This window comes from Peribacillus sp. JNUCC 23 (assembly GCF_053653995.1).
The window spans coordinates 4,030,521-4,042,665 of sequence record NZ_CM132202.1 but is presented as its reverse complement, the minus strand read 5'-3'; the positions used below and the strand labels follow the sequence as shown (position 1 = coordinate 4,042,665).

General features: G+C 35.6%; 13 protein-coding genes. All 13 read left to right on the top strand.

Annotation, left to right across the window (positions count from 1 at the left end; all coding sequences use genetic code 11):
• Positions 1-3 precede the first annotated feature (3 nt).
• The 13 genes from JNUCC23_RS19410 to JNUCC23_RS19350 all read left to right on the top strand — a co-directional run bounded on the left by JNUCC23_RS19410 (position 4) and on the right by JNUCC23_RS19350 (position 12,140).
• The gene (locus JNUCC23_RS19410) at positions 4-135 is read left to right on the top strand and encodes a paeninodin family lasso peptide (protein ID WP_454213112.1); all 132 of its coding nucleotides are present in this window, start codon (positions 4-6) and stop codon (positions 133-135) included.
• Between the two features lie 163 nt (positions 136-298).
• Positions 299-1,225, top strand: a complete 927-nt coding sequence (locus tag JNUCC23_RS19405) for an aldolase (protein WP_454213110.1) — start codon at positions 299-301, stop codon at positions 1,223-1,225.
• Positions 1,226-1,228: 3 nt separating this feature from the next.
• A complete protein-coding gene (locus JNUCC23_RS19400) occupies positions 1,229-1,525 on the top strand; it encodes a lasso peptide biosynthesis PqqD family chaperone (RefSeq protein ID WP_454213108.1) in 297 nt (98 codons plus the stop codon).
• A 39-nt stretch (positions 1,526-1,564) separates the two neighbouring features.
• Positions 1,565-2,020, top strand: coding sequence for a lasso peptide biosynthesis B2 protein (locus tag JNUCC23_RS19395; protein ID WP_454213107.1), 456 nt, complete (start codon positions 1,565-1,567; stop codon positions 2,018-2,020).
• A 21-nt stretch (positions 2,021-2,041) separates the two neighbouring features.
• Entirely contained in the window at positions 2,042-3,226 is a 1,185-nt protein-coding gene (locus tag JNUCC23_RS19390; protein ID WP_454213105.1) for a nucleotidyltransferase domain-containing protein, read from the top strand.
• Positions 3,227-3,238: 12 nt separating this feature from the next.
• Entirely contained in the window at positions 3,239-5,044 is a 1,806-nt protein-coding gene (locus JNUCC23_RS19385; RefSeq protein ID WP_454213103.1) for an ABC transporter ATP-binding protein, read from the top strand.
• A 243-nt stretch (positions 5,045-5,287) separates the two neighbouring features.
• Positions 5,288-6,019, top strand: coding sequence for a YveK family protein (locus JNUCC23_RS19380; RefSeq protein ID WP_454213102.1), 732 nt, complete (start codon positions 5,288-5,290; stop codon positions 6,017-6,019).
• Positions 6,006-6,704 carry a CpsD/CapB family tyrosine-protein kinase gene (locus JNUCC23_RS19375; protein WP_454213100.1) on the top strand — a complete coding sequence of 233 codons (699 nt, stop codon included), beginning with the start codon at positions 6,006-6,008 and terminating at the stop codon, positions 6,702-6,704. Before JNUCC23_RS19380 ends, JNUCC23_RS19375 begins: the two co-directional genes overlap by 14 nt.
• 256 nt (positions 6,705-6,960) lie before the next feature.
• Entirely contained in the window at positions 6,961-7,134 is a 174-nt protein-coding gene (locus JNUCC23_RS19370) for a hypothetical protein (RefSeq protein ID WP_454213098.1), read from the top strand.
• Positions 7,135-7,150: 16 nt separating this feature from the next.
• A complete protein-coding gene (locus tag JNUCC23_RS19365) occupies positions 7,151-8,971 on the top strand; it encodes a polysaccharide biosynthesis protein (RefSeq protein WP_454213096.1) in 1,821 nt (606 codons plus the stop codon).
• Between the two features lie 13 nt (positions 8,972-8,984).
• Positions 8,985-9,863 carry a UTP--glucose-1-phosphate uridylyltransferase GalU gene (gene galU / locus JNUCC23_RS19360; protein ID WP_454213094.1) on the top strand — a complete coding sequence of 293 codons (879 nt, stop codon included), beginning with the start codon at positions 8,985-8,987 and terminating at the stop codon, positions 9,861-9,863.
• 31 nt (positions 9,864-9,894) lie between these two features.
• Positions 9,895-11,046: a glycosyltransferase family 4 protein gene (locus JNUCC23_RS19355; protein WP_454213092.1), complete on the top strand. Its 1,152-nt coding sequence runs from the start codon at positions 9,895-9,897 to the stop codon at positions 11,044-11,046.
• On the top strand, positions 11,031-12,140 hold the full coding sequence (locus tag JNUCC23_RS19350; RefSeq protein WP_454213091.1) for a glycosyltransferase family 1 protein: 1,110 nt from the start codon (positions 11,031-11,033) through the stop codon (positions 12,138-12,140). Before JNUCC23_RS19355 ends, JNUCC23_RS19350 begins: the two co-directional genes overlap by 16 nt.
• Positions 12,141-12,145 lie beyond the last annotated feature (5 nt).

Below are 12,145 nucleotides of genomic sequence, written 5' to 3'. Positions count from 1 at the left end.
AATATGAAAAAGGAATGGCAGAAGCCTGTATTAGAAGTGCTTGATGTAAATATGACTATGCTTGGAAAGACTGGAAAACATTTAGATAATGATTTTCCAGCTGGCACTGGGTTTGACGAATTAACCTTCAGTTAAGTAAGAAGATGAATTTTGCTTAATCAATAATTCTGCCTTGATTTCGTACATATGGAATCTTGTAGATTGTTAGCATTTTAGGATTTACATGTTAAAAGCCCTTATACAACAAAGAAAGTATAAGGGCTTTTAACATAACCATGGATATATTGGAGTGAAAAGAATGTTAAAAGCTGAGAAAAAAGTGGCGTATAAGGCTTTTGGCTTATCTATCATTAGTGAAATTCCCCTGCCAGAATTACCTCATATAGATAATAAAGTGGATTTTATAGATATAGAAATAAAAATTGGAAATCTATCAAATCTATGGTTTGACTTATCAGATAAACAAAATGAATTTGTCATTAGTGAAAATCTAGTTATGTTTCAATTTCCCAATATTGCAACGTTTTCTGTCCAAGAGGGAAAAACAATAATTGTTTCCCCTATGGCAGAAGAGGATGAGGATATGATTCGGCTTGTTATTCTCGGAACTTGTATGGGTGTGTTATTAATGCAGAGAAAAATATTTCCGTTACACGGCAGTGCAGTAGCCATTGATGGAAAGGCATATGCTTTTATCGGTGATCAAGGGGCTGGAAAATCAACTCTGGCAACAACTTTCTTAAATCGAGGATATCAACTTCTAAGCGATGATGTTATAGCCCTATCTTTTTCAAAAGACGATATTCCTTTTGTTGCACCCGCCTATCCTCAGCAAAAGCTATGGCAGAAAAGTTTAACAGAGTTTGGAATGGAAACAAGTCAATATCGTTCTATATATGGTAGGGAAACTAAATTCTGTGTTCCCGTTCAATCCCAATACTTCGCCGATCCATTACCTCTTGCAGGTGTGTTTGAACTAGTAAAATCAGAGAATACAGAGATAGAAATTCGTCGAATCGAAAAACTGGAACGATTTCACACCTTATTCAGTCATACATATCGTAATTTTCTTATCCCGCGTTTAGGATTAATGGACTGGCATTTTACTACCTCTGCATCTATCCTAAATAAAGTTGATGTTTATCAATTACATCGACCAGTGTCTGGATTTAGTGCTCCTCAATTAGCATCCCTAATATTAAATACTGTAAATAAAGGAGAATAAGTAATGATTAAACAGGCTATATCATTAAATAAGTTAATTGCACAAGGTAAAGGAAATATAGTCAGTGACATGGGCGGAGAGAAGGTTATGTTGAGCGTCCGTAATGGAAAATACTACAATTTAGGTGAAATGGGTGGAGCCATATGGGATCGTATTGAAAAGCCGATATCGGTTACTCAATTGATCAATGCGTTAATGTCTGAATATGAAGTAGAGCAATCTGAATGTGAGGAACAGGTCATTTCCTTTTTGGAACTGTTGAATGAGGAAGGTTTACTTAAGCTTGGCGAAGAAGTGTAATTTAGTATTCTATTCTCGATAAGAAGTAGGGAAGTCTAAATGAATATGGTGAAAAAGTTCAAAACATTGTTCTCACTAGATATGAAAACAACGCTTATATTTACAGAAGCTTTTATTTATTTGGGATGGGCTCGTATTCTCAAATTTATGCCGTTTTCTAAGGTTGCCCCTTTTCTAGGGGAGGAAATGAATGAGACATCTTTAAGTATAGATGAATCTAATAGAAAGGTGCTTAAGCATGTATCTCAAGCGGTTAATATTATGAGCCGCTATACGTTTTGGGAAAGCCAGTGTCTTGTTAAGGCTATCGCTGCAATGAAAATGTTGGAAAGACGTCAAATTGAAAGTACTATTTATTTAGGAACTGCGAAAGATGAGACGGGAAAGATGATTGCCCATGCATGGCTTCGCAGCGGACCTAACTATATTACAGGATTTGAAGTAATGGATAGGTTTACTGTTGTTGGTAAATTCGCGAAAACAATTGGTAAATGAAGAGGTAAAAGGAGAAAGAATGTGACTAACAATTTCAACTTCAATTTGGAACATATACCTAAGGAATTAAAATTATTACTTGAAATTATTAAGACAGAACATGACATAGACATTCATATAAAAAGCCTGGAATGGGCTACAGATATTGATTGGAACCTTTTTCTTGAACTAGCGATGCATCATCGTTTATATCCATTATTAAATACTAAATTAAAAAAGTTGAATAGCCTTATACCAACTGATGTTTATCAGGTTATTCATGAAAATTATAAAAAAAACACCTTTCTAATGCTTAACTTAAGTGCGGAAATAGAACAAGTAAGTAAACTATTTGCCAATAATCACATACATCTTCTAGTACTAAAGGGTCCGGTGCTGGCTGCGGATCTTTATGGAGATATTTCTCTTCGTACATCCAGCGATCTAGATGTTCTTGTTCCTTTAGATGATCTTGAAAAGGTGGAAAATTTACTAATAGAAACAGGTTATGTAAAAGATGATTATTTTCAAACGATACTAAGCGACTGGAAATGGAGACATCACCATATAACATTTTTTCATCCTAAATCTAACATTAAACTCGAAGTTCATTGGCGATTAAATCCTGGTCCTGGGAAGGAACCGAGCTTTAATGAATTGTGGGAACGGAAAAGAATTAGTTCTTTTACCAGTGATTCCGTCTCCTATTTGGGAAGAGAGGATTTATTTTTATTTCTTGTTTCACATGGTGCTCGTCACGGCTGGTCCCGACTACGCTGGTTAGTGGATATTCATCAAATAGTAAAACAAAAGCTTGATTATCCAAAGCTCCTTCAATTATTGAAAAAATATCAATATTTTCATGTAGGAGGGCAAGCGCTTATTTTAACTTCACAGCTATTAGAAACTTCATTAGGGAAAGAAATGAAACCATTAGTATCTGGGATTCGACCAAGGCAGCTAGCTCAAGAGGCAGTGTTTTATTTAGAAAACATGGTGAACTTACATACAGATCCTGTTCCGGAGGATGTAGCTAGGTATCATAAACGTCATTTATTTTCATTAATGTCCAACCAGCAAAAGCTTTTCTTCATCATGAGTTTTTTGCATCCCTATCCCGAGGATGCAGAGGCATTGCCATTACCAAAATATCTTCACTTTTTATACTTTCCTTTACGGCCTTTTTTATGGGCTTGGAGAAAAACGAGGAAGCACGTGTTGTCGTAGGAGGACGCATAAATGAGAAATGTTTTATATTTCACAAAGAGAATTCATTCCTTTTCAGGAAGAGTTCTATATTTTAATCTCATAGGGATGATGTTAATTAGCTTATTTGAAGGAATTGGTGTTTTCCTGTTAATTCCTTTAATTAGTCTTTCGGGTATGTTAGATGTTCGTTTAGAAAAAGCTTCGCCTATTTCTTCCATCAATCATATATTTCAAGGAATTCCCGAAAATGTAGGTTTGACTCTTATTCTAGCCATATATGTTTTATTAATGATCGGTCATGCCCTTTTTCAACGTAATCAAATGATCTTGAATGGTAGGATTCAACAAGGATTTATTCGACATTTACGAGATGAAACATATAAGGCTCTCATTCAAGCTAACTGGGGATTTTTTCTGAAAAAGAGAAAATCTGATATCATTAACTCTATGACAACAGAATTAGCACGTGTTGCTGGGGGAACGAACATGTTTCTTCAGTTCATTACCTCACTTGTTTTTACCTTCATACAAATTAGCCTTGCATTTTGGCTTTCAGCACAGATGACCGTAGCCGTTTTACTATTTGGATTTGCACTTATCTTCTTTTCTCGGACGTTTATTAGAAAATCAAATACGATTGGTAACCAAACAGTAGAGTTATCAAAAGCTTATTTGGCAGGTATAACCGATCATTTTAATGGAATTAAGGACATTAAAAGCAATACGTTAGAGAAAACTCATTTAACTTGGGTTCGTTCTTTAAGTTTAAATATTGAACAAAATGTAATGGAATTAATTAAATTGAAAACTATTTCTCAACTTATCTATAAAATTGTTTCTGCTTTTTTAATTGCTGGTTTCGTATTTTATTCTATTAAGATGTTTCAAGCACAATCTGCACAATTAATGTTAATTATCGTTATTTTTGCAAGACTATGGCCCAGAATTAGTGGGATTCAGTCGAACTTGGAACAATTAGGCTCATTAATTCCTTCATTTAAGGCTCTAATTGACTTACAAAATGAATGCCTGGAAGCGAAGGAGCTAAATGAAGAGAGCTATACAAATGTAGAACCTATTCTAATTGAAGAAGGACTGCAATGTCAAAATGTCTATTTTCGATATGATCAAAATCAGTCTACCTATGCGCTTGAAAATATTACCATGAAAATTCCAGCGAATCATATGACTGCCATCGTAGGCCCTTCCGGTGCAGGGAAAAGTACATTAATTGATTTGTTAATGGGACTAAATAAACCGGAAAAGGGTCAAGTTCTAGTTGATGGGAATACATTAACGACTGATAATTTATTGTCACTAAGACGTTCGATAAGTTATGTTCCACAAGATCCTTTTCTTTTTAATGCAACGATAAGAGATAACTTATTAATGATTGAACCAACCGCAAGTGAAGAACAAATATGGGAAGCGCTGGAATTCTCTTCTGCAGCTGAGTTTGTCAAAAAACTCCCTCAAGAACTTGATACACTCATTGGTGATCGTGGTATTAGACTTTCTGGTGGAGAAAGGCAACGTATCGTTCTTGCACGTGCCATATTACGAAAACCATCCATTCTAGTATTAGATGAGGCGACGAGTGCATTAGATATGGAAAATGAAGCGAAAATTCAAAGTGCTATAGAAAGACTAAAGGGAACGATGACGATTATCGTCATTGCTCATCGCTTATCTACAATTCGTAATGCCGATCAGGTCATTGTGATAGATCAGGGAGAAATTATTCAAATGGGTGAATATCATCAATTAGCGAAAGAAAATAGGGGGATGTTTAATCATTTGCTTGGTAAACAAATGGGAGTTCTATCATTAAAGTAAAAACACCATTTCAAAAACGTAATGATTAATTAAATAACCGTTGACACGTTCTTTATAAAGAAATATTATAAGTATATAATCCTATTAATTTATAGGTATATACGCTTATTTTACAAAAATTTGTAGAAAATAAGGGTGGATACACTATTTATTCTATTTTTTTTAACCATAGTGTTCTTTATAAGGAACGGTAATAACTAAGGCTTTCGTTCGGTTCCAAAATACGTACTAAAAGGTGGTCCTATGAATTTAAACAAAATCCCACAAAGGACAGAACAAAGAATAGCAAAGGAAATTGATTTAAAGGAATTATATAAAATACTAAAGAAACGCATTTGGATCATTGTAGCTATAACAGTACTCTCTACCCTTGCTGGAGGGCTTTATCATCATTACACAACGACTTTGCTATATGGATCCTCTACAAAGATAATTATGGAAGCAGATGCTGATAATCGGAATACTCTTCAGGTTATTATGAAGGATTCAGTCATCTTGGGGAAAGTCATTGAAGAACTGGATCTTGCAAAGTCACCCGAGGCACTTGCTGGGCAAATAACTGTTGAAAGCATTGCTAACTCCCAAGTAACTAGTATTAGTGTAGTCGATACTGATCCTAGCTTGGCTGCTCAAATTGCTAATACTACAGCATCAGTATTTAAAGCAGAAATTCCAAAGATTAGAGACTTTAATGGTGTTCGTCTTCTTTCGGAAGCAAAAGTAAATCCCTATCCAATTAATGAGAATCAAAACCGTACAATTGTCATTTTCTTTGTTTTTGGTCTAGTAGTAGGAATCGGGCTGGTATTTTTATTGGACTCCCTAGACGATACAATTCAGTCAGAACAGGAAGTTGAAGAACTTTTGGGACTATTTGCTTTAGGTTCAGTTCCTAAAATGAATAAGAAAAATATCAAACGGGAAAATAAGGAAGGTGTATTAGATTTGAGAGGTGAAACCATTGGACCAAAATAAACGATTAAATGGAAGTACAACGAAAAAAAGAAATTTAATTGCTTATACGAATCCTGATTCAATCATTGCTGAGCGATATAGAACAATCATTACAAATATGAAATTTTCAACTTCTGACCAGAATAGCCGCACTTTTTTAATTACTTCTCCAAGTATGGGAGAAGGGAAGTCAACATCTGCAGCAAACCTTGCTGTCTCAATCGCTCTGCAGAAGAAAAGCGTCCTATTAATTGATGCTAATTTGAGAAACCCAGGCATCCATTCAATCTTTAAAGTTTCAAATACGAATGGTGTTACAGATATTGTAAACGGTAAAATAACCATCGAGGATGCTATCGTAAATACGGGAATAGGCGGGCTAGACTTATTAACTAGTGGGACGATTCCTCCTAATCCAGTTGAATTACTCGGTTCACAAATGATGGATCAATTAATAAAAAGGGCAGCAAAATCCTATGATATAGTTTTGATTGATTCTACATCTGTTTTAGAAGTAACGGATACGAAGCTATTAGCTTATATATGTGATGGTGTAATATTAGTAATTGCTCGGGGTAAAACAACCTATGAGGAAGCACTTGAAGCAAAAAAAATATTAGGGTTCGCTAAGGCGAAATTCATTGGGGCTATTTTAAATGAAAAAGACTTCGATCTTTTCAAAAAAATAAAAGTAGTAAATAAATAATTTTTTTTGAATAAAACTTTCTTTATTAAGAACGAAATGGACGCTTTATAGAATTATGTAGTTTGGTGATGTCTCCTTGCCGTTATAAAAGGAGATACTCGGTCATGCTGTGGGTGTAAAAAACCTTAGACGCCGGTCGTCGGAAGTGTGATGTGAGGGGGGGTTGAATGCCCTGATTATTATAAAGTTTTCAATTATAACGTTTCTAAAACGAGAAATTATAATTGAAAACTTTATTTTTAAAGGAGCTAAAAGGATGAAGGATCTAGATGAATTTCCAAAATCAATAAAAAAAGCTGTCCGGTATATTAAACAAGATACGACGAAGGAGCAATTAGAAGAGATTAGTCATTTAATTCACCAAGCGATTATGAGAAGAAGATTTATGTTAACCCATGACTCACACCTCTCGAAAAAAGTTATTAATTAAAAAAGGGGTGGAGAGAATGACCTATCAGCAGAGATTATCTTTATTTTTCTTAATTGATTCTTGTATCGTGTTAACGGCTATTTTTATTAGCCGTTTTTTAGTCAGTGCTACATTCCATGTGATTACTTTCTCGATTGTCATAAGTGCCGTCACGATATTAATGAGTCACCATGTTTTTGCATTAATGTTCAATTTATATAAAAAGGCTTGGGAGTATGCAAGCATTGGAGAATTATTGATTATTTTAAAAACAGTAACATATTCTGTCCTATTGACGGCGATTGTCCAGAAAATCATACTTGGGGAGATTTATTTCCGGCTGCTAGCCGTAACATGGCTCATGCACATGTTACTAATTGGCGGATCACGATTTTGCTGGAGAATGTTGCGTGACTTCTTTTCTAACAGCACGAGTCATAAAACAAGAACAATGATTGTTGGAGCCGGATCCGCTGGAACTATGGTGGCTAGGCAACTATTAAAAAATAAGGATGCTGATTTATTACCTGTAGCTTTTATTGATGATAATCCAAATAAACAAAATCTTGATATATTGGGTATTCCTGTTATTGGTGGCGTTAAAAATATTGAAGACACTGTCCGAAAATTGGATATTGAAAATATCGTCCTTGCTATTCCGTCACTCAGCAAAAAAGAGTTAAATACGATTTTTAACGAATGTGCTAAAACAAAGGCCAAAACACAAATTTTGCCTATGCTAGAAGATTTAATGACTGGCAAGGTATCTGTCAATCATTTTCGAGATGTTCAAGTGGAAGATTTATTAGGCAGGGAACAAGTAGAACTCGATATAAATAGTATTTCAGAATATATTACACAAAAAACAATCTTAGTAACGGGAGCTGGCGGATCAATTGGTTCTGAGATTTGCCGACAAATTTCAAACTTTAATCCGGAAAAACTAATTTTATTAGGACATGGAGAAAACAGCATATACTCTATTGAAATGGAGTTAAAGGAAAAATTCAGTGAATCTACTATTCAATTTATTACAGAAATTGCTGATCTTCAGGATGCCAAGAAGATGATGTCTGTAATGGGTACATACCAACCCAATGTCGTGTATCATGCTGCAGCCCATAAGCACGTACCATTAATGGAACGTAATCCAGAAGAAGCGGTGAAAAATAATTTAGTAGGTACGATGAATGTGGCTAACGCAGCAAGCTGGCATGGAGTAGGCACTTTTGTCATGATTTCTTCAGATAAAGCCGTCAATCCTACTAGTGTGATGGGTGCAACCAAAAGACTAGCTGAAATGGTTATCCAAAACCTCGACAAAAATAGTCGCACAAAGTTTGTTGCAGTAAGATTCGGAAATGTATTAGGAAGCCGTGGCAGTGTCATACCTATGTTTAAAAAACAAATTGAAAAAGGTGGACCGGTAACAGTTACTCACCCTGACATGGTCCGCTATTTTATGACCATTCCCGAAGCATCCAGATTAGTAATTCAAGGGGGGGCTTTAGCAGAGGGAGGGGAAATATTTGTTTTAGATATGGGAGATCCAATTAAAATAGTGGACTTAGCTAAAAACTTAATCAAATTGTCTGGTAACTCTATCGAAGAAATTGGGATTGAATTCACTGGTATTCGGCCAGGTGAAAAACTTTTCGAAGAATTATTAAAAGAAGATGAAGTACATGAAATGCAAGTTTACCCAAAAATCTACATCGGAAAAACAGCAGAACTTTTTCTACAGGAGATTGAAGAAATTATCTCGACTTTTTCAGATTTAGATAAAGATACTCTACGGGAGAAGCTGATTCATTTAGCGAATAACAAACACGTCACACAATCACTTCTGACAATTTAAAGGAGAGTTAATAATGAAGGTAAGAAAAGCAATCATACCAGCTGCTGGATTAGGTACAAGATTTCTACCAGCAACCAAAGCAATGCCAAAGGAAATGCTTCCAATTGTCGATAAGCCGACGATTCAATACATTGTGGAAGAGGCAATAGAATCAGGTATTGAGGATATCATTATTGTTACCGGAAAAGGAAAAAGGTCGATTGAAGACCATTTTGACCATTCGTTTGAATTAGAACAAAACCTGTTTGATAAAGGGAAATTTGATTTGTTAAATGAAGTACAAAAGACTTCAAAGCTAGTGGATATCCATTATATTCGTCAAAAAGAACCTAAAGGATTGGGCCATGCGATTTGGTGCGCACGAAAGTTTATAGGAAATGAACCATTCGCCGTGCTATTAGGAGACGATATTGTCCAAGCGGAGAAGCCTTGCCTTCAACAGATGATTGAACAATACGAACGATATAATGCTTCTATTTTAGGAGTACAAACCGTTCCTGATGATGAAGTTTCAAGGTATGGAATTGTAGCAGGAAACAAAATTGGAGAACATTTTTATAGTGTAGAACAGCTTGTTGAAAAGCCAGCACAAGCTGATGCACCATCTAATTTGGCTATAATGGGCCGCTATATCTTGAGTCCAAGGATCTTTGAAATATTAAGCAAGCAAGATGCTGGAGCCGGTGGTGAAATTCAACTAACGGACGCGATTGCCAAATTAAATCAATACGAAGCCGTTTATGCCTATGATTTTGAAGGTGTCAGGTATGACGTAGGCGAAAAAATGGGGTTTATTCAAACCACGATTGAATTTGCCTTGCAACGTGAGGATTTAAGACCAAAATTATTAACTTATTTATCTTCCATTCTAGAAAAAGAATTGATTAAATAGCTTCAATCAAAATAATAGGTGATGATAAAAAATGCAAAAAAAAATCTTATTTTGTGCAACCGTCGATTACCACTTCGAAGCTTTTCATCTGCCGATTCTGAAGTGGTTTAAAGAACAAGGTTGGGAAGTACATATTGCCGCAGCGGGCGATAGGGATCTCCCGTTTGTCGATAAAAAGTTTAAACTTCCGATACATCGGTCACCTATAAATAAGGAAAATTTCACAGCATATAAAGAATTAAAAACCATCATAGATAGGAACCAGTATCAAATCGTTCATTCTCATACGCCAATGGGTGGTGCGTTGTCCCGATTAGCAGCACGAAACACCAGGAAAAAAGGAACGAAAGTAATGTATACAGCACATGGCTTCCATTTTTGTAAGGGGGCGCCATTGATCAATTGGATGCTCTATTACCCAATTGAAAAAACACTTGCAAAGTGGACGGATTGTCTTATCACGATTAATAACGAGGACTATAAAATTGCTGTCAACAGAAACTTTAAAGCCGAGATAATCAAACATGTTCATGGTGTCGGTGTTGATACAGAACGCTTCCATCCGATTACATCGTTAAACAAAAAGGAGTTAAGATCTAAGCATGGCTATAATGAGGAAGATTTTCTCATGTTTTATGCAGCAGAGTTTAATAGAAACAAAAACCAGCAATTACTGATCCAGGCTCTTGCTTTACTAAAAAAAGAAGTGCCAAATGCCAAATTACTTCTAGCAGGAGATGGACCTTTATTGGAAGAATGCAAGAAACTTGCCGCAACATTAGGTGTTTCGGAAATGATAGATTTCCTGGGTTTCCGTAAAGACATTGATAGTTTATTGAAGATAAGTGATCTTGCCGTAGCTTCTAGTTTAAGAGAAGGACTACCGGTCAATATTATGGAAGCAATGGCCTGTGGATTGCCGATAATAGCCAATGATAACCGAGGTCACAGAGAATTAATTAATAATGGTCATAATGGTTGGCTGGTTTATAATGACGCAAATACATTTGCCAAAAAAATTCAAAGTCTGGCTACACAGAGCGAAAAGCTTCTTATATATGGTAACCAGAGCCGAAAAATGATTGAAGAGAAATATAGTGCAAAAAAAGTTTTGGAAGCTAAAAGTGGAATTTATAAGTATTACATGGATGGAAAGGAGGAATTAGCGTGGACGGCCCATTAAGAATTCTACATGTTGTTGTGAACATGAACCGAGGTGGTGCAGAAACACTTATCATGAATTTGTACAGGAATATCGACCGGTCAAAAATTCAATTTGATTTTCTGACATCCAAGGAAGGTGTATTTGATGATGAAATTGAAAAACTTGGGGGAATCATACACAGAGTTCATTATTTGACTGATGTTGGCCATTTCAAATATCAAAGTGGACTAGATGAATTTTTCTCAAAACATTCTTCTTATAAAGTGGTTCACGCTCACATGGATAAAATGAGCGGAATTGTCTTGCGTTCAGCAAAAAAGGCCGGGATCCCCATAAGAATTTCACATAGTCATAATACACAAAGTGAAGGCGGCTTTGCTGCGAAAATGTACAAATGGTATGCCGGAAAATTTATCATCCAAAATGCCACAAATTTCTTTGCCTGTTCGAATAAAGCTGCTCAATGGTTATTTGAAGGTGAAGAAAGAAACGCCAGACTTCTAAAAAATGGGATTGAATATGAGCCATTTGCATTCTCGGCAGATATAAGGAATGTGGTTAGAGAAGAATTAGCCATTGAAGCTCAAACATTCGTCCTGGGACATGTTGGAAGGTTTGCCCATCAAAAAAACCACTCTTTTTTGATAGATATCTTTGCGGAGTTTTATAAGAATAACAAAAACTCCATCTTGGTTTTGGTTGGAGATGGTCCATTAAAGAAAGAAATTCAAGAAAAAGTAACAAAGTTGCAACTAGATAGCAAAGTGAAATTCATCGGAATACGAAGTGATATAAATCGAATTCTACAAGCCTTTGATGTTTTTGTTTTTCCATCGTTTCATGAAGGTTTGCCTGTTTCACTTATTGAAGCACAGGCAGCTGGTTTACCTTGTCTGATATCGGATCAAATTTCAAAAGAAGTTGATTTGGGCATTCAACTCATTCAATATCTCCCCATTAATTTTACGGGGAATTGGGCATCTCAATTGAACAAAACGGCAAATCATCCAAACAAAAGAAAGATTGAACCGAATTCTTTATTGAAACAAGGCTATTCAATAAAAGAGACAGCACAAGAGATGAAAGACTTTTATTTAGGGATTTCAGGGTGAACGTT

Coding starts and splice junctions, on each gene's coding strand:
- JNUCC23_RS19410 (WP_454213112.1), top strand. CDS start 4: ATGAAAAAGGAATGGCAGAAGCCTGTATTAGAAGTGCTTGATGTAAAT.
- JNUCC23_RS19405 (WP_454213110.1), top strand. CDS start 299: ATGTTAAAAGCTGAGAAAAAAGTGGCGTATAAGGCTTTTGGCTTATCT.
- JNUCC23_RS19400 (WP_454213108.1), top strand. CDS start 1,229: ATGATTAAACAGGCTATATCATTAAATAAGTTAATTGCACAAGGTAAA.
- JNUCC23_RS19395 (WP_454213107.1), top strand. CDS start 1,565: ATGAATATGGTGAAAAAGTTCAAAACATTGTTCTCACTAGATATGAAA.
- JNUCC23_RS19385 (WP_454213103.1), top strand. CDS start 3,239: ATGAGAAATGTTTTATATTTCACAAAGAGAATTCATTCCTTTTCAGGA.
- JNUCC23_RS19380 (WP_454213102.1), top strand. CDS start 5,288: ATGAATTTAAACAAAATCCCACAAAGGACAGAACAAAGAATAGCAAAG.
- JNUCC23_RS19370 (WP_454213098.1), top strand. CDS start 6,961: ATGAAGGATCTAGATGAATTTCCAAAATCAATAAAAAAAGCTGTCCGG.
- JNUCC23_RS19365 (WP_454213096.1), top strand. CDS start 7,151: ATGACCTATCAGCAGAGATTATCTTTATTTTTCTTAATTGATTCTTGT.
- galU (WP_454213094.1), top strand. CDS start 8,985: ATGAAGGTAAGAAAAGCAATCATACCAGCTGCTGGATTAGGTACAAGA.
- JNUCC23_RS19355 (WP_454213092.1), top strand. CDS start 9,895: ATGCAAAAAAAAATCTTATTTTGTGCAACCGTCGATTACCACTTCGAA.